The organism is Corallincola luteus (assembly GCF_004336975.1).
Taxonomy (GTDB): domain Bacteria; phylum Pseudomonadota; class Gammaproteobacteria; order Enterobacterales; family Neiellaceae; genus Corallincola; species Corallincola holothuriorum.
In genome coordinates this window covers 273,301-298,372 of sequence record NZ_SJXE01000003.1, presented here as the reverse complement: position 1 = coordinate 298,372, position 25,072 = coordinate 273,301, and the positions used below count along the sequence as shown (strand labels likewise).

The window sequence follows — 25,072 nt, the reverse complement described above, 5'->3', positions numbered from 1 at the left end:
TTATCAAACCTTGGAGAAACAGTATGACTTTACAGGAGGCGACGAGCAGCAGATGAAACTTATCGAGAACAAATCTGAAACCGCTGGCTTAGAGCTGCCGGAGAGGATGACCCAAACAGCAGAGCAGTATGGATACAAAAAAGTGGTGAAAGCACCAGCCACTTCCATCGCCCTTGCCGTGACAGCGGGCATCTTCATTGGCCTAGCCTTTATCTTTTACATTACCGTGACCACAGGTAATCACGAAGCATCGTGGGGACTATCTAGATTGGTTGGCGGCTTTGCTTTCAGCATTGGCCTCGTACTGATCGTCATTTGTGGCGGCGAACTGTTCACCAGCACCGTGCTCACCTCTATTGCACGTGCCAGTAAACGCATCTCTCATCGTCAGCAATTGGCCTGTTGGGGGCGTGTCTATCTGGGCAATTTTGTCGGTGCTTTAGTATTGGTGGCCTTGGTCTATAGCGCCAAGCTCTACATGCTCGACAGTGGCCAGTGGGGGGTGAATGCCCTACAGATCGCACAACACAAATTACATCATGGATTTGGTCAGGCCGTTGCCCTTGGGGTTCTTTGTAACATGCTGGTTTGTCTCGGTATCTGGATGACATTCAGCAGTGAAGATGTGCTCACTAAGGCGTTATTGGTTGTGCTTCCAGTGGCTCTATTTGTCAGCACAGGCTTCGAACACTGCGTTGCCAATATGTTCATGGTACCGCTGGCTATAGCGATTAAATCAGGCGCAGGCCCAGACTTTTGGGCTGCAACAGGCATGTCTGCACAAGCATTCAGTGACCTGACATTCAGCAACTTTATTTTCAACAACCTCATTCCGGTCACCCTAGGCAACATCATCGGCGGCGCCATGTTTGTCGGCCTGACCTACTGGGGAATTTACCGTCGTCCAACACTCAAATCTGAATCAAAAATAGTAAATCATTTAGACAAAATTAAAGGAACTACCATCATGAAAAACAGCAATGTCACTCTGCAAGTTAAAGAATTTATGCACGCTCCTACTGCCAGCCTGACTGAAAACACCAGCTTAATGGATGCACTGACAGCAATGCTCAGCCTCCACCAGACAGGTATGCCAGTGGTTAACAGCAATCATCAGCTGGTAGGCTTTATCTCTGAGCATGATCTACTGCGTGAACTCTGGTTAGCGGATTACGAACTCAGTGCAGAAAAAACAGTTGGCAGCATCATGCGTCGTGAAGTGGCAACCGTAGCGCCGGGCGACTGCCTGATTAAGCTGGCTGAGTTTATCTCGGTTGACCGCGAGAAGGTCTACCCGGTTACCGATAGCGGCTTCGTTTTAAGCTACAAGGCGCAATCACTAGAAGAGCGCTTAGCTGAAGCAGATGTGAGCCGCCCGAAGATATACCCAGTGGTTGAGAATGGAGTATTAGTCGGCACCATCAGCCGTACCGACATCATGTATGCCTTTTTCAAAGCCTGCGGCGGCAAGGATGATTCACTGCACAGTAAAGTGACCCATCAGGCAGCCTAACGCCAAAGCGTAATAATAAACAATGGCTTCAATCTCTGGATTGAAGCCATTTATTGTTTTAGCCGCTGAGTAGCCACAGCCAAGTTAAAGCGCCACTTCGCAACAAACAAAATAGTATTGGGCAGGATCATCAGAGTGATTGTTGTCTGCTGACATAACGATAATAAAATGAAAAAGCTACACTTCATAAACCATCCCGTTTTCGGTCATTTGTAGATGAAGCTTTTCCAAGCCAATTTTGTTAACGATAGCTGGTCAGTCCCAATCAATGAGAAATCATTACCGGATGCTGAATTGGTGTTGGTCTTTGGCACTCAACAAAGTTACCGGCAGCAGTATCCGCTGCTGCATAAATGCTTTCCTGATGCCGAATTCGTCGGCTGTAGTACCGCTGGTGAAATCAGTGACATAAGCGTTGCAGATGACAGCCTGTCATTAACCGCGATACACCTACAGCACAGTTGCTGTAAGGTGGTGTCGGCACGGCATACCAGCGCCCTTGATAGTGAAACCATGGGCAAGCAACTGGCTAAGCAGCTTGATTTGACGGCGCTAAAACACACCTTAGTTTTCTCTGAGGGGATCAATATTAATGGCACCGCTCTAGCTCGCGGTTTAACCACAGTTTTAGCAAACAGATGTTTAGTCAGTGGTGGATTGGCTGGAGATGGCGACCGCTTTGCAGCCACCTATACCTGGCACAATGAACAGGTCCATCAGAACCAAGTCATCGCCGTCGGCTTATATGGTGATCGACTGGAAGTCGGCCATGGCTCATTAGGCGGCTGGGATCCCTTTGGCCCACCACGCAAGATCACTGCGGCGAAAGATAATGTATTGCTGCAACTTGATGGGCAATCGGCATTAACCTTGTATAAGAAATACCTTGGCGAGTATGCTACTGACCTGCCCGCCTCTGGCTTGCTGTTTCCGCTCAGTGTAAAGGTCGATGAAGATCAACCCGCGGTGGTCCGCACAATTCTTGGCATCAATGAACAAGAACAAAGCATGACTTTTGCGGGTGATATGCCGCAAGGCTGTTATGCACAACTAATGAAAGCCAATTTCGATCGCCTGATCGATGGCGCGACCGGCGCCGCGCAAGCCACCTCAAAAATGCTAAAGCATTCGCCACAATTGGCGATATTAGTCAGTTGCGTAGGCCGAAAAATGGTTTTGAAACAGCGTATTGAAGAAGAAGTGGAAGCCGTCAAAGAATTGCTTGGGGCAAATACTGTACAATGCGGCTTCTACTCTTATGGTGAGCTGTCTCCAGTAGTAGAAACCGGAGACTGCGCATTGCATAACCAAACCATGACAATCACAACGATAACTGAGCTATAGCCAAGATGCATAGACTACTGGCACGCCAACTAAAGCGTGCCAATATTGATTTGACTGAGTTGCCCGAACAGATCCAGCAACTACTTGTCACTGTCGAACAAGCCTACGAACAGAATGATGAAGACCGAGCACTGGTTGAGCGCTCGCTCGAACTAATGTCTGCAGAGCTGGTCGAGCAGAACGCCCAACTTTCCAGTCGTGTTGCCACACTCAATATTACTCTGGATGCGATCCAGGATGCCGTTATCGTTGTCGATCGTCAGGGCAACTACTTGGCATACAATCAACCGGCGACACACCTGTTTGGCATCGTCGCGAAAGATCCCTCACAACAGAATGAAGTTGTGCTGCTGGATACGCTAGCCGCCCAGCTAGAGATACCAGGTGATCTGTATGCCATGTTGCATGCACTTGAAGATAATCCACTGGCTGAGTTAACCGGGGTGTTAAGCCTAAAAGATGCCCGTTATCTGGAGTACTGCTCGCGTCCAAAGATAATTGATAGCGAACTCTCAGGTCGGGTGTGGAGCTTTCGCGAAGTCACCGAGTTAAAGCGCAAAGAAGCGCAGATCCGCTTTCAAGCTTGCCACGACGCTTTGACAGGTCTGCCCAACAGGCAACTGTTTGTCGATCGCCTTGAGCAAGCATTACTGAAAAAGAAACGCTCACAAAGTTTCCTCGCGGTTTTGTTTTTGGATCTCGACCACTTTAAAGACGTCAACGACCTGCTCGGCCATGAATCTGGAGACAAGCTCCTATGCACTGTTTCAAAGCGCATTACAGAGTGCTTGCGGGAACAGGATACCCTGGCACGTTTCGGTGGCGATGAATTTGTACTTCTGCTCGACGGTATTAACGCTGAAAGCGAAGCCGATGCTATTGCCAAGCGAATTCTCAATGCCCTTGCCGCGCCATTTGAAGAGCTAAACGAACAGATTAAGATATCCACCAGCATCGGTATCGCCTTCTCGCCCCGCCACGCAATTACCGTCGATGACCTGATCCGTAAAGCCGATATGGCGATGTATCAAGCCAAAGCGGCAGGACGAAATACCGCGGCCAGCTTTCAACCGCAGATGGAAGCACAAGCGTTACACCGCTTGTCTTTGGAATCTCGCCTGCGCAACGCGGTAAGTGACAACAACTTAGAGCTCTACTTCCAACCCAAGATCCATACCAAAGGGATGCGCCTCATCGGCTTTGAAGCCTTAGTGCGCTGGCACTGTCCTGAGCATGGCATTATTTCTCCCGGTGAGTTTATTCCCCTGGCCGAAGAGAGTGATCTCATCTTAGAGATTGGTCAGTGGGTGCTGCGCCAGGCCTGCCAACAGTTAGCCCTTTGGCGTGAACTGGGGCATGCCACTATCGGTATGGCAGTTAACCTGTCTGTAAAGCAGCTCTATCAAGAAGACTTTTTGGCGCAAGTACAAGCACTGCTTGATGAATTTCATATCACCCCTGGATTATTAGAGTTAGAGATCACCGAAAGCATGGTGATCGGAAATATCGACTCAACCATCTCTGTGTTGCAAGCGCTGCGCGCCATGGGGGTTAAAGTAGCGATTGATGACTTCGGTACTGGCTATTCCAGCCTGAATTACCTACGCCAACTGCCAGCAGACACACTTAAAATCGATCAAAGCTTTGTCGCCGCGCTGCATGATTCGCCTTCAGATCTGGAGATTATTAAAACCATTATCTCCGTGGCACATACGCTCAACTTTATGGTAGTGGCGGAAGGGGTTGAAGACCTACATACGCTGTCGATCCTAGCAGACGCGAACTGTGACGAGGTGCAGGGCTATCTGCTCAGTCGCCCGATGCCTGCAGAACTGGTCGAGAACTTCTTGCAACCGGAACATATTAACCGCCTTTATGAAGCATTGAATTCATAACGAGACTGCACTGCTCAGACCACGGCTTCCCATCGGGGGGCTGTATCAGCTAAAATACGTCCCTGTGACACGGTTTTAAAAACAAGGTAAACGCGGATGAAAGTCGTCGACTTCATAAAAAAGAAAAGCGAGATCCTGGCGCAAGCACAGCACCAGTTTCAATTAAAGGAATGGATCTCGCCCACAATCCGTGACTATTGGACTGAGTTTTTAAATAAAGCGAACAATACCCAACTGGCCTCCTGGGTACGAGAACACCCACTCCGTCCACTCGGTAACGACAACGCAGAAGCTCAGCCGAAAGCGATTGTTTTACACCCTGAAGCACAAGCACTGTTAATCGAGTTATCCAACCATATTGGCCAGGAGATCCATGTGGGCGAGTGGCTGGAAATCGATCAACAACGGATCGATCAGTTCGCCGAAGTCACCATGGACTTTCAATGGATCCACACAGATCCTGAACGTGCTGCGGCAGAATCACCTTTTAAGACCACCATCGCTCATGGCTTTTTAACGCTTTCTTTATTGCCAGTATTAACAGAAAGCGTGAATCCGGATGAGCCAATGTACCCAACCGCTAAGATGGCGGTAAATTATGGCCTTAATCAGGTTCGCTATCCCTATCCGGTGAAGGTAGGCAACAAGCTGCGCGCACGTACCCGCTTAGCCAAAATCGAACCGATCAAGCGCGGACTAGAACTAACTAAAGAGATCACCATCGAGATCGAAGGCTGTCGCCGCCCTGCATGTGTGGCTGAATCTATCGTTCGACTCTATTTCTAATTTCAATCATATGTTGTGATAAGCGGAGGCTCTTGAGCCTCCGCTTTGTTGTTGTGTCGGCCAAACACCGAAACATAAGCTTTAGCTGAACATTTTTTCACCAGCTGATATAATTCGCGCCCCAAACGGCCCGGTGCCGGTTTTCGAGAGTATTAAATGCAGCACGCTGAACAACCACTTTTCTCCTATCCCAAGTACTGGGCCGAATGCTATGGCACGGCTCCGTTTCTTCCTATGTCCAAGAAAGAGATGGACGCCCTCGGTTGGGATAGCTGCGATATCATCATTGTCACTGGCGATGCTTATGTCGACCATCCTAGCTTCGGCATGGCAGTGATCGGCCGAATGCTGGAGTCTCAAGGCTTTCGAGTCGGGATTATCGCCCAGCCAGACTGGACCAGCAAAGACGCATTCCAGGCGCTGGGGAAACCTAACCTATTCTTCGGTGTCACCGCGGGCAACATGGACTCGATGATCAACCGCTATACCGCCGATCGTAAACTCCGCCATGACGACGCTTACACGCCCAATAACGAAGGCGGTAAACGTCCGGATCGTGCCGTCACGGTTTACACCCAACGCTGTAAAGAAGCTTATAAAGGCATACCGGTTGTCATCGGCGGCATTGAAGCCAGCCTGCGCCGCATCGCCCATTACGACTATTGGTCAGACAAAGTCCGCAAATCTGTACTGTTTGATTCCAAAGCAGACTTATTGGTATACGGTAATGCAGAACGCCCCCTAGCAGATATTGCACACCGCTTTGCCGAAGGGAAAAGCATCAGTGATATGCAGGACATTCGTGGCACCGCGGTGCTGCGTAATCAGCCGCTCGAAGGCTGGTCAGGCTTAGACTCAACCCATCTCGATGGCCTGCGAAAAATAGATCCTCTGCCGAATCCTTATCAGGTGGAGGATGTCAGCACCTGCAGCGAAAAGTCTGCTGCCGAAGAAGCGGCGGCACCGGAGACGGCACAAGCGATCACTGTGATGCCGTTTAATGCCAAAGCAGATAAACGTAAACCGTGGGAATACACCTATATCAAACTGCCTGCCTATGAGCGGGTGGCGGAAGATAAGTACCTTTATGCCCACGCCTCTCGGGTAATGCATCAGGAAACCAACCCCGGCTGTGCTCGCGCACTGTTTCAACAAGCTGGCAATCGCTGGGTGTGGGTTAACCCACCAGCTTATCCGCTGTCCACCGACGAGATGGATCGGGTGTTTGGCATGGCTTACCAACGCATCCCCCACCCCAGTTATGGCAAAGCGAAGATCCCCGCTTACGACATGATTAAGACCTCAGTCAACATCATGCGCGGCTGTTTTGGTGGCTGTTCATTCTGCTCCATCACCGAGCATGAAGGGCGCATCATTCAAAGCCGATCTGAAGATTCGATTGTTCAGGAGATCGAAGAGATCCGCGACAAGGTCCCCGGATTTACCGGCGTGATCTCCGATCTTGGTGGCCCTACCGCCAACATGTATCGGCTTAACTGTAAAAGCCCAAAAGCAGAACAGACCTGTCGCCGCTTCTCCTGTGTTTATCCGGATATCTGTCACCACATGGATACCGACCACACACCGACCATCAACTTGTATCGTCGTGCCCGCGATATCAAAGGGGTCAAGAAGATCCTGATCGCTTCCGGTGTCCGCTATGATCTGGCTGTAGAAGATCCACGCTATGTGAAAGAGTTAGCCAAGTATCATGTCGGTGGCTACCTAAAGATCGCCCCAGAACATACCGAGCAGGGCCCGCTGAAACAGATGATGAAGCCGGGCATGGACACCTACTACAAGTTTAAAGAGCTGTTCGACAAGTACTCGAAAGAAGCAGGCAAAGAGCAGTATCTGATCCCTTACTTTATCTCCGCGCATCCCGGCACCACCGACAAAGATATGGTGAACCTGGCGCTGTGGCTAAAACAGAACCGCTTTAAGCTGGATCAGGTGCAAAACTTCTATCCATCGCCTTTAGCCAATGCCACCACCATGTATCACACCGAAGTGGATCCGCTGCATAAAGTGAATCACAAGGTAGGCAAGATCCCCGTAGCCAAGAAAGGTAGACAGCGTAAGTTCCACCGTGCCCTGCTGCGTTATCATGCACCGGAAAACGCCGATCTGATCCGTGAAGGATTGAAGAACATGGGATTAAGCCAGTTGATTGGTAACGGCCCCAATCACCTTGTCGCGCCCGCCACGCACGCTAGCCGTGGTGGTAAAGCATCCGTAGACGGCGGACAAAAAGCCCAAAGTGGCAGAAATCGCCCTGCACCATCACAACGCGGCTTAACCCGTTTTAGTAGCGACCAGCCACTAGGTGCACGCAGCCATGATGAACAGCCCAAACGCGGCACAGGCAAGAAACAGGCATCTGGTAAGCAGGCACAAAAAGGTCGTCACAACGGCGGCAATGAAGCAAACCGCCCCAATGGCAAAGGCGGCCAAGCTAAAGCAGGTCAAACTAAAGCAGGTCAGAGCAAAAGCGGTGCGCGCCCTACTCCACGGAACAAAGCGGGCCAAAAAGGAAAGAACGCCCCGCGCCCACGCTAAAAGCGCCGTTTATCAGCCCTAGCACTAACAATATTAAGCCTCCGTTCGCGGGGGCTTTTTAGTCATTACCCATCTTACTGTTGCAATTTCACTCCGCTTTGTCGAAATTAACCTGATGATAAAGCGGCGCATCAACCACCGATAATTAGTAGCAGGACTATGGCGAGCAACGAGATAATGACAGATAAAACCCAACTCCAAGGCGGCTGCCTATGTGGCGCTATCCGTTATCAGACAAGCGCGATGCCATTCGCCGCAGATCACTGCCACTGCCGCCAATGCCAAAAACATACTGGTGCTGTAGTCGCCAGTTGGATGGACTTTAAGACCGAGCAAGTCAGCTGGACAAAGGGAACGGTCAACGAATACCCATCATCAGAATATGTTCGTCGTGGTTTTTGCCCTGACTGTGGGTCGACACTCACCTATCGCGACACCCGCCATCCCGATTACACCACCATGACCATCGCCACGTTAGATGAACCCAATCAGGTGCAACCCACCTACCATATTCACACGGATAGCCAGGTCTCCTGGTTAGTGATCGATGACGACTGCAAAAGATTTCCACAAGGCTGTACAGACGAGAGCAACAGCTGAGGTATTCATATCGACACAGTGCATTGCTCATCGGTTATACCACCAAAGTTTGTCGCTCTCGTGATAACCGCTTAAAAAGATATCGCACTGTCTGGAACAGATATAGCAAGCTCAGACCCATATTGGATCTGAGCTCTAGATAGCAGATTAACCGCCAAGTTTATCGAGTAAACCGCCTTCTAACTTATCTTTAGCTTTCTCTTTCACTTTCTCTTCGGCCAGTTTCTTCAGTTCCTCGGTTACGCGCTTTTCAACTTGCTTGGTAATCTGAGAAACAATCTCCGAGGTAAGTTGCTCCGGTGTCAAACCCTTGCTGGCACTGCCGAGATTGGTCAGGGCGATGGTTGGCATGGTGATCTTATGCTCACCAAACTGCTCGGTCATCAGGGTGACGGCATTATTCGACAGGGTAAACTTCTCCACCGCCAGTTTCACATCGGCACCAGCTTCAGCAGGTTGGCTCTCTTTTGGCTGTTGTTCCGCCGGTTTCTGCGCACCGGATTGCATTCCTTTCAGCAACGCTTGGAGGTTAGTGCTCCCACCTTTCTGCTCGGCGATCAGCTTGGCACCATCCACCTTAATCTCATTGATGACATACACATCTTTGGTCAACGAAGCCGGGTCTATATCGAGCACAATGTCATTCAGGTCAAATAGATAATCAGAGCCGAAACCTGTCGGATTGCCCAATGTCAGCCCTTGCAATTCACCCCGTCCATCAGTCAATTTGATATTGACGCTATCAAGGGTCACTTCCACCTTGGTGACGTCACTGCCCACTTTTTCCACCAAGGTTTTTACGATACTGTCGAGATTGCTCAACACGCCGTATATCAAGACCCCTGCGACGATCACCACCACACCAACGATCCCTAATAACCACTTACCTACTTTCATTTGTTGTTACTCCCTAACATAAAGAAAAATATCGCTTTTAATCATAGAAGATCGTCAGCGATAAGTAGCCTTAAAACGCCAATTTTTGTACCCTGTCGCTTGTTAAATCGAGAGTTTTTGATTAAACCCCATTCAGGTCGATAGCTATCCCCCTGAAGTTCGATCTATCCTTAACGGCAAACTAGCAGCGGAATATGATAAACGTGCGTACAACTGATCTGGTCGATGGTTTTCGACACTCCTCTCCCTACGTTAACGCTCACCGCGGTAAGACGTTTGTCATTATGCTCGGCGGCGAAGCGATCAAGCACGAGAACTTCCGTAATATCATTAATGATATCTCCCTGCTAAATACCTTGGGGATCCGCATTGTATTGGTCTACGGCGCTCGGCCACAGATAGATGAAGCGCTCACCAAAGCGAAAATTGCCTGTGAATACCACCAACATACCCGTATTACCGACGCCGATTCGTTGGATGTTATCTCCGGCGTGGCAGGCTCGCTGCAACTACAGATCATGGCGCGGTTATCGATGAGCTTGGCCAATACGCCGATGCAGGGCACACAGATAAACGTGGTCAGTGGCAACTTTGTGATAGCTCAACCCCTTGGTGTCATCGACGGCATCGATTTTTGTCACAGTGGCAAGGTACGACGGATTGATGTGGCTGGTATCAACCGTCAGCTCGATCAAAATTCCATTGTTATCCATGGTCCCGTCGCCGCATCGGTTACCGGCGAAAGCTTTAATCTGACCGCCGAAGAGGTGGCCACACAGATAGCCATCCGTATCAAAGCAGATAAAGTGATTGGCTTTTGCGCCGACCAAGGGTTACTAGATCCCGATGGTCAGGTGATCGCCGAGCTGATGCCATCAGAAGCCGAAGCACTGCTGCAAAGCTATGACGACGGTAAAGCCAACTGCTCAGCGGCCAAGCCTTTCCTGCTCGCAGCCATTAAGGCTTGCCGCAGCGGTGTGCCCCGCTGCCATCTAATTAGTGGTGAAGTGGATGGTGCGATCCTGCAGGAGTTATTCTCTCGCGAGGGTATCGGCACACAGGTAGTGACTGAGCCTGCAGAACAGGTACGTCAGGCACGGATTGATGATATTGGCGGTATTTTGAACCTGATCCGCCCGTTGGAAAAACAGGGGATTCTGGTGCGCCGTTCACGGGAACAACTAGAGGTGGAGATTGACCGTTTCACCATCTCTGAACGAGATGGTTTAGTGGTGGCGTGTGCAGCCCTCTACCCGTTTGAAGACAGCCATGTCGGTGAACTGGCCTGCCTGGCCGTGGATCCAGAATACCGCTCTGCTGACCGCGGCACAGAACTGGTACGGATGATCCAACAAAAAGCCAAACGGATGGGTATCGAAACACTGTTTGCCTTAACCACGCACAGTATTCATTGGTTCTTAGAGCATGGCTTTGTCCCTGCCGATGTGTCCGACCTACCGCCGCAAAAACAGCAGATGTATAACCTGCAGCGCCGCTCTAAGATCCTGAAAATGGAGATCTAACTAAAACAGTTATGTTGATGTCAGGTCGATCACACCACTAGATCGACCTGTTGCAAGGTACCGGCGGGCCCCTCATTACGCAGGAAAAATCCGGTCGACCTCACCGCGCCCTGTAAGCTCATGTCGCTATCCTTCAGCATGAACGGTGTGCTTTCACTACCCACATACAGCGCCATCACATCTACATCGGCCAAACTCAGCCATTGCTCTGTCTGTGGTTGCCATAGCCGTAACTGATTAAACACGCTGTCGCCTTGATCAACAAAGCCGTTACCATCTTCATCAAATGCCGCCAGATCAGCAAAACCATTTCCGCTGAGCGCGCCAAACAGTTCACGCCCATCATCAACCTCACCGTTACCGTTGCTATCCAACACCAGATAAAAACTCTGCTTCCCCAGCATGGCAACAGACTCGGTTTCGCCGTCTGCATCCAGATCTATTTCATGTTTCTGCTCACTGAGCGACACACCATTGCCCCCCAGGTTCAACACCAACGGGTCTTTCAACGCACCAGCAGTAGTCGCAGACAGATTCACTTGCTGCTGATCTCTGGCCATCATCAAGGATACGGAGAACACCTGGATGTCACCATTTGCCAACGTGACTTGACCACTGGCACTAAAACTCATCCGCTCTTGCTCCGACACCCGCTCAATCACCAACACCGGCGTGTCATCAACAGGGGCGGTCATCTCAACGGACAGCTGCGCCTGTGCCGAATAGGTGAAACCGGACGCCGCAGCGGATTGCTGTGGTAGGTGATCGAGGGCAAACAGCTCAAACTTACGTCCTGCCAGCGCTTCCATCATCTGCACCGCCACCCGCAGTTCCGGAGTCAGCGGCAACGCGTCTAGATCGGGCACAGCATCGCTGGCTTCGGGGCTACGTAGAGAAAAGTTGGCTAAAGAAGAAGCTGAGTTGAGATTGGCACTGGCAGCCAGTCGCTGGGCTTGTTGTTGTGCTAAATCGGCTTCAGCAGTCGCCAAACCAGCCTGCACAGCCGAGGGCTGTGCTGCAGTCCGTGGCGCGGTATTACGATTGCTCGCAGGCAGGCCCTCGCCACGGCGCACAATCTCCCGTGACTGCTCACGGGAGGCAAAATGGCTCGACTGTGTCTGCAAACGATCGAGAGTCAGGGCTGTCATAGGTATCAATTAACTTCATCAATAGAGATACCTAGGTTATCGGCAGGAGATGGATGAGCGAGAGCCCATCCATTAGACATTTTAGATATAAATAGAGGCTAGATATAACGCTTTGCTAATTCAGCCTCTAACAGTGGTTATTCAGCCTGCAACTGGCAACCATGTGCTGGCTCACAGGCTATTGCGCCGATCTTTTGGAAACCCTGATCTGGCGTGGCAGCATAGAGCGACACAGCCGTTTTACTCAGGTTTGCCGCGACAATCGCGCTTTCCGCGAACGGTTGTTGCTGCGCTGCACTGAGTGCCGATAGTGCCTTGCGGATAAAAGCTTGCCGGGTCTGGATCAGCTCGGCAAACCAAACCTGTTTATCCTCCAGTGTCGCTTTATCTTCCGCACGCCCAGCAGCACCGAGCAGTTCGACGGCAACCACCTTTCCGTGGCGGTCAATATATTCAGCAGACATGGTGTATACCCAACTGGCAAATGCCGGACTGTCAGCAAAACAGGCATACATGCTGTATCGCACCGGTAGCACCCCATGTTTTGCTTGGATATCAGCAACGTTGCCGCATTGCGACAATGTCACTTTGCCATCACGATGGGCAGTGCCGCCTTTCAGGTAGTGCGCCAATATCTTCTGGTTAAATAGCGAAAAATTCTGATCCCGCAACTCGGCATCCTGCAGCGTGCCAAACTCAGCGGCTAAGTAACCGGAGAAACGCCGATTAGCCTCTGTCACGGCTAATGTTTGCTCACCATTCGTACCAGACACCATGGCCCATTCGATCATCTGACTGGCCAGAGGATCCGTCGCCGTCACTGGCGTATAGATCGGTGCATCTGCGACTGGCTCACAGGCACTAAGCAGCAAGGCGGAAAACAAAAGGCCAGTCAGTCTGGCAGTCATTGCAGGTCGGCAATACGAAATAAGATTTAACGTCATTATCTATCCAATTAATGGTCAGCTAGCTTTACCAGTAAGGCAACACACTCGCTAGCTGTGGGGATTATCTTTTATCAGCGGCTCTGGCAGTTCACTGCCACAAAATTTACAAAACTCGGCGTCAGCCTCGTGACCACCGCGCTCACACTGAGTGCAACGCGTTAAGCTACGTTGGCGCAAGATCTCTGTCGATAACTCAGCGGTCACAATACCGGTCGGCACTGCAAGAATGGCATAGCCAGTGAGCATCACTAATGCGGCGACAGCCTGCCCTAACGGCGTTTGTGGTGAAATGTCGCCATAACCGACTGTGGTCAACGTCACCACCGCCCAGTAAATAGAGATCGGAATACTGGTAAAGCCATGCTCTGGCCCTTCAATAGCAAACATCAACGCGCCAAACAAAACGATCAACACACCGACAGACAAAAAGAACACCAGAATTTTACGTTTTGACTGCACCAGAGAGCGGATCAACACATTGGCTTCACCCAGATAGCGCACCAATTTCAGCACTCTGAAGATGCGCAACACACGCAACAAACGGATCAGTAGCAAGTACTGCGCGCCCGCCACCAACAGAGCCAAATAACTCGGCAATACGGCCAACAAATCGACCACGCCAAAGAAAGAGCGGGCATACGCCAAGGGTTTCGGCGATATCCACAACCGCAACAGGTACTCAGCGGTAAACAGCAGAGTAAAGCCCCACTCCAATGACCAGAGTACGGATTCAAACTCACCGCTGAATCCCTCAACAGAATCGATCACCACCACCACGACACTCAACAGGATGGCAATGATTAAACTGATATCGTAATAGCGTCCAGCACGGGTTTGTGTGCCAAAAATAATCTCGAACAGCTGGGTTCTTGCAGATTGCAGATTCATTTGCAGTGTAGGCTTCAAGTCAGTTCAATTGAGTTTAATAAACAACGGAATAGGCGACTACTTTCGCCAACTCATTGCACAATTACAACCTGTGATGGTGGATAACTTGATATATGCTTAGCTATTGGCCAAAAGGAAGTTACCTATGATCACGCTTTATGGTTACCCACGTACCCGCTCACTCCGCGTCTCCTGGACGTTAGAAGAGCTCCAACTCCCCTACAGTTATCAGCTGATAGACCTGAAAAAAGCACAACACAAACAAGCTGAGTTTTTAGCAATTAACCCTTTCGGCAAAATTCCAGCCCTTGCTGATGGCGACTTGGTGCTCACAGAGTCTGCCGCTATTTGCCTCTATCTGGCTGAAAAGGCGGGCAAGTTGTTACCAGAAAAAGGCTCGCATGCATCCGGTCTACACCATCAATGGGTAAATTTTATCGGCAACGAACTAGAGCAACCGCTGTGGACAATGGCGAAACACAGATTTGCCCTGCCGGAACATCTGCGCCATGAAGCGGTGATAGAAACAGCCGTTTGGGAGTTTGAACAAGCCTTGGCAACGGCGGAAACTTGGGTGCCAGAACAAGGCTACCTGCTTGGCGACGATTTCCATATCGCCGACATATTGCTCACCCACACACTGAACTGGGCAATGACATCGGAGCAGCGCTTGCCCAGCAAGCTAGCGGCCTACCGAAAGCGGGTAAAATCAAGGCCAACCATGGCTAAAGCGCTAGAAAAGGAGCTAAGTCACCTATAAGATTGAGTCTATTGCTGTTGCGATTGTTTTCCCATCTCCAACAACAATCGCAACAATCTCTTATAACTCCGGCAAAAAGGACACCACCGTGGTTGTAGTTCGACTGTTATCTAAATGCGTCTTAGCCTGTGGTTTATTGTCTCCTGCTTTAAGCGCCACGCCTAATAACCTCACTGTGGGTTATGGCTATCACAACGCGCCACCCTACGCGATCATTTCAACCGGTACCCTGCAAAGCGGCATCATCAAAGATATCGCTGACGCGCTGGCCGCAAAAGCCAATATCAAAGTCAGCTTCAAAGAGGTCAACCGGCTCGATTTAGATAACCAGCTGAATTCAGGCGAACTGGATATGAACTGTATTGCCAATCCTGCATGGTTCAAGCAACCGGAGCGCTTCGTTTGGTCCGGCCCACTCTTCGTAGAACAGGATCGGCTATACGGACCACCAGATGACAAACGTAAAGTGGATGAAATTGGCGATCTATCGTTAACCCGCGTCGGTACCATACGGGGCTTTCACTACCCCACGCTGGAGTCACAGTTTGAACAACACAATATCCAACGTAGTGATGCATCCAAACATGCTGACAACTTTGCCGCCTTGCTCAACCAACAAGTTGACTATGTTATCGCCGACAATATAACCACCAATTATCTGGTACACAGCTCGGGGGAACAGAGGTTCACCCAACACCAATTGAAAATTTCCGAGCATCAGGTGCACTGTATGTTCTCAGCCAAATCGAAGTTTGATACCAAACAGCTCGCTAGCTTGTTAGATAAACTGGCTGAAAGTGGTGAGATAGACAGGATCATCAACCATTATGCAGGTGAAGTACCCGGCGGCCGCTAAGCCACCGGTTTTATCGGCTGGAGAAATGCGTCGTTAAACGACGATTTATAACGGTGGGAACGGTGCCAGAATATCAACCACACTCTGGCGGATCATCACATCACGCTCTTCTGGCGCCACGTTTTTCTTCACCCGACTGCTCATAGAACCACGCCAGATCACCTGCTTTTTTACCGGATCAATCATATCGATCAGCAAGGTGCCAACCTGGTACTCTCGAACACGGGTATTGGAAACGCCAAAACCACCAACACGATCGCGGTGATAGCTGCGATACCCCCAACGACTGTAATAATTATCCACGTTGTACTTGGTATCAATCACCAGGTGATACGCCAACAAGACATCGGCCTGCTCACTATCAACCAAGGTCATCCCTCGACGTGACAACTCGGCATCCACCGACTCCTGCACCCGCAACGCATGTAAACTGGTGGTTTGCGCATCTTCCGGCGGCTGAGCCAACCAAGCATAAGTTTTCATCTGCAGAAAATCATAGCTGGTGTCGTAGTCCACATCTGTCCTCGGTTTGCTGGTACAAGCAAACAGGGTCATCATTAATATCAGCCCAAATGACCACTTCAGCGGGCTTAAAAATCGATGGTTCGCCATGCAGTCTCCTTTTTTCTACCTAACCAGTTCCGGCAGTACCTTGAGAATGGCACTAAGATTGGCTTCACCTAACCGGCGGCAACGGTCTGGCGACCACCCTTCATCATGATCAGGGGTATCGATGGTGTCTTTAAACGGCATCTCCAAGGTCATCGCCAGGCAGTCAAACGTCTCGGCCATATAGTTGGTACAGATCCGCAGATCCGCAGTGCCGGGCGCATCAATCTCATAGCCATGCTCAGTTTGAAAATCTGGCGACGCAACCACCAACGCATCCATATAGGATTTCTGCAGCCCCGCCTGACGTGGCGTCCAGCTCGGATTACCCTCAGCACCAGCGATAAAGTTGTAGGGCAACGCCTCGTCGCCATGCACATCAAGACAGAAATCCACACCCGTCTGCTGCATCTTTGCACGCACATAGTAGACTTCAGGGCTGCGCTCTAATGTCGGCGTCTGCCATTCACGATTAAGATTGGCACCACAAGCGTTCGTCCGCAGATGACCACGGCGACTGCCATCAGGATTCATATTCGGTACCACATAAAACACCGCTTTATCTAGCACCGTACGCGCCACTGGATCTGACTCATCCAATAAACGCTCAAGAAAACCTTCCATCCACCAAGAGGCCATAGTTTCACCAGGGTGTTGGCGACCAATGACCCAACAGGTCAACTTACCTTCACCTGGCTCACCAATGGTCAGCAGATCCATATCCTGACCATCCAAAGTCTGACCGAGCACCTCAGTACTCACTAACGGAGAATGCTGCAAACTGGCAATAAAGTCCGCACAACGCTCAGTAGAATAAGGCGCAAAATAGGCGTAATAGACGGAGTTTAACGACGGTGTATGTTTGATCGTCAACGTGTCACCATCAAATTCACTGTCGACACGAAACCAGTATTCCCGATCGTAAGACGCCACCGCCTGATAGCCTTGCCAACCTGGGGGGTAGGCTGACTTCGCCAGATCAGTTAACTTAATCTGGCAAGTCTGCTCAGCGGCACCGCTTAAGCGAAAATAAAACCACTGGTAAAAATCAGACTGATTGTCTTTTGGAATAGCTAACTGAATATCATCTGCGCGTTCGCAGGAAATGACCTCGATCTTACCACCGTCAAACTGGCTGGAAATCTTCATCGACTCTCTCTCTGGCTTGGGTTAGCAACCCTATTATTGTCTTTTTGTTAGTCAGTTAACTTCGGTGAGAAGTTCACCTCAGCACTGACAATAATCCAATATAACAAATCATACGTATCTCATTGTCTATACGAGTAATTAAACCTCTGACGTTTTTGTTAGCCAGCCGTGACAGTTATAGCTATGGTTAATGTCGAACAATCTAAGAATAAGGAACTCCCGATGATTAATGCACGTGCCGCCGTCGCCTGGAAAGCTGGCGCTCCGCTTACCATTGAAACCGTGCAAGTCGCGCCGCCAAAGGCGGGAGAAGTATTACTGCGCATGGTCGCCAGTGGCGTCTGCCACACCGATGCATTTACCCTTTCGGGCGATGATCCTGAGGGGTTATTCCCCGTTATTCTTGGTCATGAAGGTGGCGCCATTGTTGAAGAAGTAGGCGCAGGCGTAACCAGTGTTAGCGTCGGTGATCATGTGATCCCGCTCTACACCCCTGAATGCGGCAAGTGCAAATTCTGCCTGTCAGGGAAAACCAACCTCTGCCAAGCAATACGTGTTACCCAAGGCCAAGGATTGATGCCGGATGGCACCAGCCGCTTTAGCCTCGATGGTCAACCCCTGCTCCACTATATGGGCACATCGACATTTAGTGAGTACACCGTCGTACCCGAAATCGCGGTTGCCAAGATTAATAAGTCAGCACCGCTAGACAAAGCCTGCCTACTCGGTTGCGGCGTCACCACCGGCATTGGTGCAGTGCTCAATACCGCCAAAGTGCAGCCCGGTGACACCGTTGCCGTCTTTGGCCTTGGCGGTATTGGCCTGTCCGTGATCTTAGGCGCACAGATCGCCGGCGCTGGACGCATCATTGCGGTGGATATCAACCCTGGCAAATTCGAATTGGCGAAGCAGTTGGGGGCCACAGATTGCGTCAACCCGAAGGATCATGGGGCAACGATACAGGAAGTGCTGGTCGAGATGACCGACGGTGGCGTTGACTTCTCGTTCGAGTGTATTGGTAACGTGGACCTGATGCGCTCCGCATTAGAGTGCTGCCACAAAGGTTGGGGCGAATCGGTGATCATCGGGGTGGCCGGTGCAGGTCAGGAGATATCCACCCGTCCGTTTCAACTGGTCACAGGCAGAGTATGGCGTGGCAGTGCCTTTGGCGGTGTCAAAGGGCGCAGCGAACTGCCCGACTATGTCGAACGCTACCTCAATGGCGAGTTCCCACTGGATGTGTTTGTTACCCACACCATGCCATTGGATGAGATTAACCACGCTTTCGATCTGATGCATGAGGGTAAGAGCATCCGCTCCGTGCTGCTGTTTGATAAGCCCTGATCTTACTCTCAACAAAAAGCCGCAACAGCGAGTCTTTATATCATCGGCAGGAATGTGGCACTTACGACGCTGCACCTGCCTTTGTCAGCTTTCTGCCAGCCGCTCCCCTATATTCAGCCTGCTAACCCCCTAGTTCAGTAGATCAGCCTCGGCACACTTCTTGATGTATTAACTCTTTTAGCTTGATAGCCAACACGTCGATAGGTATTTATGAAGAGTGAGCTGGATTGGTCTAACTATCATGACCAAGGCATGGGCGATGCCTACGCCGACATCCCCAAACAGGGGGGAGACTTCGCTAAAGCCATATCGGTATGCATTCGCAGCGGAGTTTGTGAACAGCAACAAACTGGCGTGATGTGCCCCAGCTTTCGCATCAGCAGTGATCCACACCTCTCCCCCGGCGGACGCGTCAAACTGCTAAAACAGATACTTAATCAGCCTGACATCGAATCACCAGTTAGCAGTAAAACGCTCGACGACGCGATGGATCAATGTGTCGCTTGCAAGGGATGCCAACGGGAGTGTGAAAACAACCTCGATATGGCACTGATCAAGACGGAATACCTCGCACAAAAGCTAAAAAATCAGCGCCTGTCTCTACGCAACCGCCTCTTCGCCTATCACCCCTTCCTGTTGCACAAATATCCCTGGTTAAGTCACCTGATCCGTTGGCGGAACCGCAGCAGTCTACTGGCATATTTGGGTGACAAATGGCTAAAAATCGCCGCCTCCGTGCCGCTACCAGAGGTTGCCACTAGGCCGTTTATTGCCAACCGTACCGTATACGAGCCACTCGCCTTTCGGGCAGGATTCAGTCATTCGGTGGTGTTATGGCTAGACAGCTTTACCACGCTCTTCAATCCAGAACAGGGCGAAGCAGCGCTACAGTTGCTACGCAAAGCAGGCTATAAAGTGTGGCTGATCGATCCACACAGCTCTGCCAACGAAACGCCACTGGATAGTGGTCGAACTTTGCTATCTCAAGGGCTGGTCGCCGAAGCCCGCGACCAAGCTAAGCGCCTGCTACAAGAACTCAGCCCCCACATAGAGAAACAGCGCCCGATCATTGGCTTGGAGCCCTCCACCCTATTAATGCTACGCGATGAATACCAAGCGCTGGGACTCGGCGAGATAGCAGCTAAAGCAGCTAAGCTAGCACAACTACTGGAGGAGTTTATTGCCCGGGAGAAGATCAACGGGCGTTTCAACCTCAGTTTTAATAGCGGCAAACAACATGCGCCCATACTGGTTCACGGTCACTGCCACCAAAAAGCGGTCGGCGCAATGAAGTCGATGCGTAAAGCGCTGCGCTTACTGCCCGACTTAGACGTCAGCTTTATTAAGTCGAGCTGCTGCGGCATGGGTGGCACCTTTGGCTTGGAAAGCGAGCACATTGCGCAATCCCAGCAAATGGCCAACCTGTCACTGGTACCAAAAATAGTTGCGGCACCTGAAGCCGATCTAGTCTGTAACGGCTTTGGCTGCGGCCAGCAAATCTATGCCATGACCGGCCGCCGCCCCCGCCACCTAGCCAACGTACTGGCAGAGATGATAGAGGATGAGTAGATGCTATTTGCGCAGCGCGCGAAACAAGAAACTCATCGCGGCATCGCCTGACGGACAAGCGAAAACCGTTATCTCAGGCTATTCGCCCGCTAACGCGAAGGTGATAGCAAGATAGCCATTGCAAATCAGTGACTGCGAATTCGACTAGAAAACCAGCTAATAGCGACGATTACGAACAGATTTCAAACGATTCATAAATTAATGACCGATTTATGAAAAAAGTATCAAAACAAGCGTTGACACTCCACGGACAGATAAGTAATATCTCGCGCCGTGGTGAGGGAGATGTCAACGGCAACGTTGATGCCCTATACACACCGCCGGCTTAGCTCAGTTGGTAGAGCAACTGACTTGTAATCAGTAGGTCGCCAGTTCGACTCCGGCAGCCGGCACCAAATTTAAGAGAAAGGCTTAACTCGAAAGGGTTAAGCCTTTTTTCTTTGTCTGATGAAAAATAGATGCAAAACAGAAACTCGCGAAAACCGACCGCTCAAAGATACGTGGACGTATCATCACAACTTCCTTAACATCAATCACTTAAAAGCACAGAAGCCAACTTAACGCTGGATGAGTGTTGCTGTTTTGTATGTCGCGTGCGGTCTGTTGAATGAGCGCGTAAGATGAACAGAACGCGGCAACTAATCTCGAGACAGACCCGTGGCAATAGATGAACTGATTGGCAGGATTGAAGCACAGCTGACTACTGGTTCATACGACCCTGCAGTGAATAAAGCATTAATTGCAGACGCAAAAGTGATGATGGCTGATGACCTCGCGGCAAGAAAGCGGCTTGGCCCACTGATTGGTCGCCTAAAAACCGCCCCCCCGCCAAGTAACGATGTGGATTTAAACTGGCTTGAGCTATCCCATGGTGGCATAGCCATTGGCCACCGACCCAAAATGAAACTGCTGAAAACTATGCGAGCATCTGGTGTCACCCACATTATGACCTTGCTGTCTGAAAAAGAGGGCGCTAAAGAGATTGGACGGGCAGCAGAGCAACAGGGGTTAACGTGGCTGTGGTTACCCTTGCCATCGGCTGAGCCTCCAGCACAAGATCGCGTCGAAGCGATCAATGAACTATTTAGCCACTGCGTAGATGCACTGCAAGCCCAGGCCAAAATCTACATTCACTGTTCTGCGGGGATCCATCGTACCGGCATGATCGCTTATGCGCTCTTAAGGTACATGGGATTTAACTCTTCAAAGTCAGAATCCCTGTTAGCTGATTTACGAGGCGTAACCGCGAATGAAGTGGGTGATCATAGAAAGCGCTGGGGTGATCAGTTTTCTGGTCAATAGCCTGATGCTAGTCCGAGAAAGCGATTAGGCTTAAAACACCTGCTGAGGTATTCAATCAACACTAATCGTTACTGTTGCACTTCAAATTTGATGCTAAGCCTTGATCCCAAGGACTTCTCTAAGCTTGATTGCATTAGCGCAACTTCCGTTTATATGCTTTTTCCCGTTTTCAATAAATGGCAGTTGTTGCCAATCTTCACCGCCAACGCACCCTATGAGGCTACTTTCAAAAACGAAATCTTTGAAGTTTTTTGCTAGCTCGACTCCGTGCCCATCACCATCATCATGGCTTAAATAAACAACAGGCTCCGCCTCAGCGGAAGACAGATCAATTGCCAAATAATCGCCGTTTCCTACCTCATGAAACGCAAGCTTGTTGTGCCAAACAACATCATATGGATCTTCTTTGTTTGGAAAACATTCTTCGACCCAACCATTCTTAGACTCATTGAAATCATAGAGCCAATCTAGTGACCAATGCCTGTCACACGAAAATATCTCCGACAATTCGCCTTCTAGTTCAAATTTATCAGGAAGAAACCAACGGTACTCAACTTTCCTTGAGAAATTAAGCAAAACCTCTTTCAGTGACTTAGGCAAAGGAAAACCTAGCTTTTCCTCTATACCAGAAATCTCTTCTTCAGTTGCTGGCTCCTCTATGGTGAAAGCTTGGACATCACCTCCGATAGCTTTTACAGCATTAGCGAAGGCCTTCCAGTTATCTATGATTTCGCTATATTCCATGATTCACTCTTGAGGCATAACGCTCAAAACAGGGGCGACAGGAGCTCGCGGAGGGAGTCCCAGCCGCGCTTTTTGCGGCGGTTTGGTTTTGCTTGTTATGTCTTCTGTACTTCATTACAAGCCAACGTATCTAGTACCGTAAGTATAAGAAGTATTTTGTTAATGTTAACAGTCGCTTGCTTGTGCTCGTAGATATAGCGCCAATCAACAAAAGCGTTGTTTATTGTTTTTAAATGATCTTTGAACAAACTGGCCTCAACTTGAAAAACAGCAGATTTGTCCTTTGTTATTTTGTTTATTTGGTCTTTGAGCTTATTCGGCAATAGCTTGAATAGCGATGAAAGAGTGTGCGTATTTTTGCTTTGGTCAGACAGGCTTAAAAGGGTTTTCAGGTACATCTCACTAGCAAACGCCGCGTTTACAACGAAAGGAGCACAAGCTTCAGGGTTATATGGAGGCACTAGCAATGACGCCTGATGAATATCCCTGGATATTTTGGAAAATGAACGCGCCTGTCTGAACATCAGTTTGCTCTGACTTTGCTCAGCGAACAGCCCCTCTCTTTTGAGGATCTCTATTGCCTTTTCTGCATTCCCTATAGGGCTTCCAGTGTCTGCTATTTCACCAACTTTTGTCCCTTTAGAGATTACACCAAGTGTTTTGTCCTTGGTCATTTAATCGTTTCCTCGAAGAAGACATAACAGTGTATTAGACAGAATTCTCACTAAGTCGCCCATCCGTCAATCAACTATCTCACCAATATACGTCCTTAACTTTCGCTCTATCAACTAGTTAACTCACAGTTTGAGTTGTTTACACCGACACCTGCGGCGGTGAAAGCGGGAAAGCGGCGTTACAGGGTTCTTATCGGCACACATGCAAAAACTAAATAAACAACAAAATCAATTAACTAAACAGATCCGCCTGGTAGAATAGAAGAACTTGATTCTAGATAAATACGCTGACGCAATAAGGCTTGCCTGCTGACCCCCTGCACCACCACGATTCACCTCATCGGTGCCCGCTTATTTTCTGTCAGATTTTGCTGAAAGCAGCACTAGTGCACCCTATGCCCTTACTGGCGCTAAACCACGATGGCGCCAATTTTTACGCTGAGATCTGTAAATCGAACAAAGCTTGAACAAACAGCAAAAAGTTAGCCCCTGCAGGCTTGACAATTGCCGCGCAAATCTATTTAATGCGCCCCACTTACCGCGTAAGCGCTGCTTGCAGCCAGCCTTAAGTGATGTAGATATGCCCAGATAGCTCAGTCGGTAGAGCAGGGGATTGAAAATCCCCGTGTCCCTGGTTCGATTCCGGGTCTGGGCACCACTTGCAGATGTGGTGGAATTGGTAGACACGCTAGCTTCAGGTGCTAGTGCCTTCACGGGCGTGGGAGTTCAAGTCTCCCCATCTGCACCAAATTCATAAAAAAACCCGCTCACCGAGCGGGTTTTTTTATGCCTGATTTCACATATTTCTGTTCTGTTACCGAACATTAGTTGCCTGTATCACTGTTCGGTAGTCATCGCTTTACACATTAATGACACTGCACCATAGTTGTGCCAGCAAACGTCGGAAACCGTTGGAGCCTCTCCATGAGTCAGTTGGACAGCCAAGACAATCTGCAAAGTCCACAAGCCACACAAACCCGTATCGTCACGATCGGTGGCGGTAGTGGCCAGTATGCCCTGCTCTCCTCTTTACGTGATATGCCCAATGTGGCGATCACGGCGGTGGTCTCTATGACCGACAGTGGCGGCAGTACCGGAAAACTGCGCGATGAGTTAGGCATCTTACCGCCGGGTGATGTGTTGAAGTGCATTCTGGCGTTATCACCACAGCGAGAAGTGGCGCGAGAGCTGTTGCTAAAACGCTTCAGCAGCGGTGAACGACTGATGGGACACAATGCAGGCAATATGCTGCTCACCATGCTGGGTCAATATGCCGGTTCGTTTCAGGAGGGGATTAAAGCGCTGGCTGAAATTCTCGATGTTAAAGGCGACATTTTACCTGTCACCACAGACAAGGCGACACTGGTCGCAGAGCTGACCAATGGCGATCGGGTCTTTGGTGAAAGTGCCATCGACCTGCCACGGGGAGATCAGCGAGAGAAGATCTCTTCCGTATTTCTGGTGCCGCACCATACCGATCAGGTATCCGTGAATCCTCCGGTATTACAACAGATCTTAGATGCCCATATGATCCTGATTGGGCCAGGGGATCTCTATACCAGTATTGTGCCTAACTTATTGGTACCGGGGGTAAAAGAGGCGCTGCAAAACAGTCGTGCCCGGATCTGTTATCTGACCAATATCATGACCAAATTTGGTGAAACCGACAGTTACCATGCGGAAGATTTCATTCGTGAGGTCGAAGCTTATGTTGGACGGCCACTGGATGAGATCATCTATAACGAAGGCCGCCCCCCGGAAAAGATCCTGAGCCGATATGCGGCGCAGAAAAGCACCTTTGTTCGCTTTAAGGATATCGCTGAGTGTGCGCAACGTTATCGTTTACACAACTACGATCTGGTAGACAGCCAAGCTGACATCGCCCGTCATGACAGCGGTAAGCTGGCCGCTGCGCTATCACGGTTGTTAGCTGCTTAATAGGCACGTAACTCGCTAGCCACCTCG

General features: G+C 50.0%; 21 protein-coding genes and 3 tRNA genes. 16 read left to right on the top strand and 8 right to left on the bottom strand.

Annotation, left to right across the window (positions count from 1 at the left end; translation table 11 throughout):
- Positions 1 to 52 precede the first annotated feature (52 nt).
- The 6 genes from focA to EZV61_RS09350 all read left to right on the top strand — a co-directional run bounded on the left by focA (position 53) and on the right by EZV61_RS09350 (position 8,697).
- Positions 53 to 1,513 carry a formate transporter FocA gene (gene focA, locus EZV61_RS09375; RefSeq protein ID WP_130567004.1) on the top strand — a complete coding sequence of 487 codons (1,461 nt, stop codon included), beginning with the start codon at positions 53 to 55 and terminating at the stop codon, positions 1,511 to 1,513.
- A 216-nt stretch (positions 1,514 to 1,729) separates the two neighbouring features.
- Positions 1,730 to 2,857 carry an FIST signal transduction protein gene (locus EZV61_RS09370; RefSeq protein WP_131415218.1) on the top strand — a complete coding sequence of 376 codons (1,128 nt, stop codon included), beginning with the start codon at positions 1,730 to 1,732 and terminating at the stop codon, positions 2,855 to 2,857.
- 5 nt (positions 2,858 to 2,862) lie between these two features.
- Entirely contained in the window at positions 2,863 to 4,752 is a 1,890-nt protein-coding gene (locus tag EZV61_RS09365; RefSeq protein ID WP_131415216.1) for a putative bifunctional diguanylate cyclase/phosphodiesterase, read from the top strand.
- A gap of 96 nt (positions 4,753 to 4,848) precedes the next feature.
- Entirely contained in the window at positions 4,849 to 5,538 is a 690-nt protein-coding gene (locus EZV61_RS09360) for a MaoC family dehydratase (protein WP_131415214.1), read from the top strand.
- A 156-nt stretch (positions 5,539 to 5,694) separates the two neighbouring features.
- Positions 5,695 to 8,097 carry a YgiQ family radical SAM protein gene (locus EZV61_RS09355; RefSeq protein ID WP_131415212.1) on the top strand — a complete coding sequence of 801 codons (2,403 nt, stop codon included), beginning with the start codon at positions 5,695 to 5,697 and terminating at the stop codon, positions 8,095 to 8,097.
- Positions 8,098 to 8,274: 177 nt separating this feature from the next.
- Complete coding sequence (locus EZV61_RS09350; protein ID WP_131415210.1) at positions 8,275 to 8,697, top strand: GFA family protein; 423 nt, start codon at positions 8,275 to 8,277, stop codon at positions 8,695 to 8,697.
- Positions 8,698 to 8,844: 147 nt separating this feature from the next.
- Here EZV61_RS09350 and EZV61_RS09345 read toward each other — a convergent pair whose 3' ends face one another.
- Entirely contained in the window at positions 8,845 to 9,594 is a 750-nt protein-coding gene (locus EZV61_RS09345) for an AsmA family protein (RefSeq protein WP_131415208.1), read from the bottom strand.
- Between the two features lie 203 nt (positions 9,595 to 9,797).
- Between EZV61_RS09345 and argA the strand changes: the two genes are divergently transcribed.
- Positions 9,798 to 11,117: an amino-acid N-acetyltransferase gene (gene argA, locus EZV61_RS09340; RefSeq protein WP_165419367.1), complete on the top strand. Its 1,320-nt coding sequence runs from the start codon at positions 9,798 to 9,800 to the stop codon at positions 11,115 to 11,117.
- Positions 11,118 to 11,146: 29 nt separating this feature from the next.
- Here the strand turns inward: argA and EZV61_RS09335 are convergent, their stop codons facing one another.
- The 3 genes from EZV61_RS09335 to EZV61_RS09325 form a co-directional block, all read right to left on the bottom strand.
- A complete protein-coding gene (locus tag EZV61_RS09335) occupies positions 11,147 to 12,265 on the bottom strand; it encodes a hypothetical protein (RefSeq protein WP_131415206.1) in 1,119 nt (372 codons plus the stop codon).
- Between the two features lie 137 nt (positions 12,266 to 12,402).
- The gene (locus tag EZV61_RS09330) at positions 12,403 to 13,209 is read right to left on the bottom strand and encodes a hypothetical protein (RefSeq protein WP_131415204.1); all 807 of its coding nucleotides are present in this window, start codon (positions 13,207 to 13,209) and stop codon (positions 12,403 to 12,405) included.
- A 51-nt stretch (positions 13,210 to 13,260) separates the two neighbouring features.
- On the bottom strand, positions 13,261 to 14,100 hold the full coding sequence (locus tag EZV61_RS09325; RefSeq protein ID WP_131415202.1) for an ion transporter: 840 nt from the start codon (positions 14,098 to 14,100) through the stop codon (positions 13,261 to 13,263).
- A gap of 145 nt (positions 14,101 to 14,245) precedes the next feature.
- On the opposite strand from EZV61_RS09325, the gene EZV61_RS09320 reads away from it, so the two are divergent.
- Both EZV61_RS09320 and EZV61_RS09315 read left to right on the top strand, forming a co-directional pair.
- Complete coding sequence (locus EZV61_RS09320; RefSeq protein WP_131415200.1) at positions 14,246 to 14,860, top strand: glutathione S-transferase family protein; 615 nt, start codon at positions 14,246 to 14,248, stop codon at positions 14,858 to 14,860.
- 88 nt (positions 14,861 to 14,948) lie between these two features.
- The gene (locus EZV61_RS09315) at positions 14,949 to 15,716 is read left to right on the top strand and encodes a substrate-binding periplasmic protein (protein ID WP_158538026.1); all 768 of its coding nucleotides are present in this window, start codon (positions 14,949 to 14,951) and stop codon (positions 15,714 to 15,716) included.
- A gap of 45 nt (positions 15,717 to 15,761) precedes the next feature.
- Here EZV61_RS09315 and EZV61_RS09310 read toward each other — a convergent pair whose 3' ends face one another.
- Both EZV61_RS09310 and EZV61_RS09305 read right to left on the bottom strand, forming a co-directional pair.
- Positions 15,762 to 16,328, bottom strand: a complete 567-nt coding sequence (locus EZV61_RS09310) for a DUF4136 domain-containing protein (protein ID WP_131415196.1) — start codon at positions 16,326 to 16,328, stop codon at positions 15,762 to 15,764.
- Positions 16,329 to 16,343: 15 nt separating this feature from the next.
- On the bottom strand, positions 16,344 to 17,474 hold the full coding sequence (locus EZV61_RS09305; protein ID WP_114338301.1) for a M14 family metallopeptidase: 1,131 nt from the start codon (positions 17,472 to 17,474) through the stop codon (positions 16,344 to 16,346).
- Positions 17,475 to 17,696: 222 nt separating this feature from the next.
- Here EZV61_RS09305 and EZV61_RS09300 point away from each other — a divergent pair, with 222 nt between their 5' ends.
- The 4 genes from EZV61_RS09300 (at position 17,697) to EZV61_RS09285 (ending at position 21,689) form a co-directional block, all read left to right on the top strand.
- Positions 17,697 to 18,818: an S-(hydroxymethyl)glutathione dehydrogenase/class III alcohol dehydrogenase gene (locus EZV61_RS09300; RefSeq protein ID WP_114338300.1), complete on the top strand. Its 1,122-nt coding sequence runs from the start codon at positions 17,697 to 17,699 to the stop codon at positions 18,816 to 18,818.
- A 210-nt stretch (positions 18,819 to 19,028) separates the two neighbouring features.
- On the top strand, positions 19,029 to 20,387 hold the full coding sequence (locus tag EZV61_RS09295) for a (Fe-S)-binding protein (RefSeq protein ID WP_131415194.1): 1,359 nt from the start codon (positions 19,029 to 19,031) through the stop codon (positions 20,385 to 20,387).
- Positions 20,388 to 20,706: 319 nt separating this feature from the next.
- Positions 20,707 to 20,782 (top strand) — tRNA-Thr (locus EZV61_RS09290).
- 262 nt (positions 20,783 to 21,044) lie between these two features.
- Positions 21,045 to 21,689, top strand: coding sequence for a protein-tyrosine phosphatase family protein (locus EZV61_RS09285; RefSeq protein WP_131415192.1), 645 nt, complete (start codon positions 21,045 to 21,047; stop codon positions 21,687 to 21,689).
- Between the two features lie 93 nt (positions 21,690 to 21,782).
- Here EZV61_RS09285 and EZV61_RS09280 read toward each other — a convergent pair whose 3' ends face one another.
- Positions 21,783 to 22,433: an SMI1/KNR4 family protein gene (locus tag EZV61_RS09280; protein WP_130567019.1), complete on the bottom strand. Its 651-nt coding sequence runs from the start codon at positions 22,431 to 22,433 to the stop codon at positions 21,783 to 21,785.
- Positions 22,434 to 22,528: 95 nt separating this feature from the next.
- Positions 22,529 to 23,107, bottom strand: a complete 579-nt coding sequence (locus EZV61_RS09275; protein WP_131415190.1) for a hypothetical protein — start codon at positions 23,105 to 23,107, stop codon at positions 22,529 to 22,531.
- Between the two features lie 582 nt (positions 23,108 to 23,689).
- On the opposite strand from EZV61_RS09275, the gene EZV61_RS09270 reads away from it, so the two are divergent.
- The 3 genes from EZV61_RS09270 (at position 23,690) to EZV61_RS09260 (ending at position 25,045) form a co-directional block, all read left to right on the top strand.
- Positions 23,690 to 23,765 (top strand) — tRNA-Phe (locus EZV61_RS09270).
- Between the two features lie 3 nt (positions 23,766 to 23,768).
- Positions 23,769 to 23,855: transfer RNA gene (locus EZV61_RS09265), tRNA-Leu, on the top strand.
- A 176-nt stretch (positions 23,856 to 24,031) separates the two neighbouring features.
- Positions 24,032 to 25,045, top strand: coding sequence for a gluconeogenesis factor YvcK family protein (locus EZV61_RS09260; protein WP_131415188.1), 1,014 nt, complete (start codon positions 24,032 to 24,034; stop codon positions 25,043 to 25,045).
- Positions 25,046 to 25,072: the final 27 nt, after the last annotated feature.

Coding starts and splice junctions, on each gene's coding strand:
- EZV61_RS09345 (WP_131415208.1), bottom strand. CDS start 9,594: ATGAAAGTAGGTAAGTGGTTATTAGGGATCGTTGGTGTGGTGGTGATC.
- EZV61_RS09260 (WP_131415188.1), top strand. CDS start 24,032: ATGAGTCAGTTGGACAGCCAAGACAATCTGCAAAGTCCACAAGCCACA.
- EZV61_RS09325 (WP_131415202.1), bottom strand. CDS start 14,100: ATGAATCTGCAATCTGCAAGAACCCAGCTGTTCGAGATTATTTTTGGC.
- EZV61_RS09300 (WP_114338300.1), top strand. CDS start 17,697: ATGATTAATGCACGTGCCGCCGTCGCCTGGAAAGCTGGCGCTCCGCTT.
- EZV61_RS09310 (WP_131415196.1), bottom strand. CDS start 16,328: ATGGCGAACCATCGATTTTTAAGCCCGCTGAAGTGGTCATTTGGGCTG.
- EZV61_RS09295 (WP_131415194.1), top strand. CDS start 19,029: ATGAAGAGTGAGCTGGATTGGTCTAACTATCATGACCAAGGCATGGGC.
- EZV61_RS09365 (WP_131415216.1), top strand. CDS start 2,863: ATGCATAGACTACTGGCACGCCAACTAAAGCGTGCCAATATTGATTTG.
- EZV61_RS09280 (WP_130567019.1), bottom strand. CDS start 22,433: ATGGAATATAGCGAAATCATAGATAACTGGAAGGCCTTCGCTAATGCT.
- EZV61_RS09360 (WP_131415214.1), top strand. CDS start 4,849: ATGAAAGTCGTCGACTTCATAAAAAAGAAAAGCGAGATCCTGGCGCAA.
- EZV61_RS09350 (WP_131415210.1), top strand. CDS start 8,275: ATGACAGATAAAACCCAACTCCAAGGCGGCTGCCTATGTGGCGCTATC.
- EZV61_RS09330 (WP_131415204.1), bottom strand. CDS start 13,209: ATGACGTTAAATCTTATTTCGTATTGCCGACCTGCAATGACTGCCAGA.
- EZV61_RS09275 (WP_131415190.1), bottom strand. CDS start 23,107: ATGACCAAGGACAAAACACTTGGTGTAATCTCTAAAGGGACAAAAGTT.
- EZV61_RS09335 (WP_131415206.1), bottom strand. CDS start 12,265: ATGACAGCCCTGACTCTCGATCGTTTGCAGACACAGTCGAGCCATTTT.
- EZV61_RS09370 (WP_131415218.1), top strand. CDS start 1,730: ATGAAGCTTTTCCAAGCCAATTTTGTTAACGATAGCTGGTCAGTCCCA.
- EZV61_RS09305 (WP_114338301.1), bottom strand. CDS start 17,474: ATGAAGATTTCCAGCCAGTTTGACGGTGGTAAGATCGAGGTCATTTCC.
- EZV61_RS09355 (WP_131415212.1), top strand. CDS start 5,695: ATGCAGCACGCTGAACAACCACTTTTCTCCTATCCCAAGTACTGGGCC.
- focA (WP_130567004.1), top strand. CDS start 53: ATGAAACTTATCGAGAACAAATCTGAAACCGCTGGCTTAGAGCTGCCG.
- EZV61_RS09320 (WP_131415200.1), top strand. CDS start 14,246: ATGATCACGCTTTATGGTTACCCACGTACCCGCTCACTCCGCGTCTCC.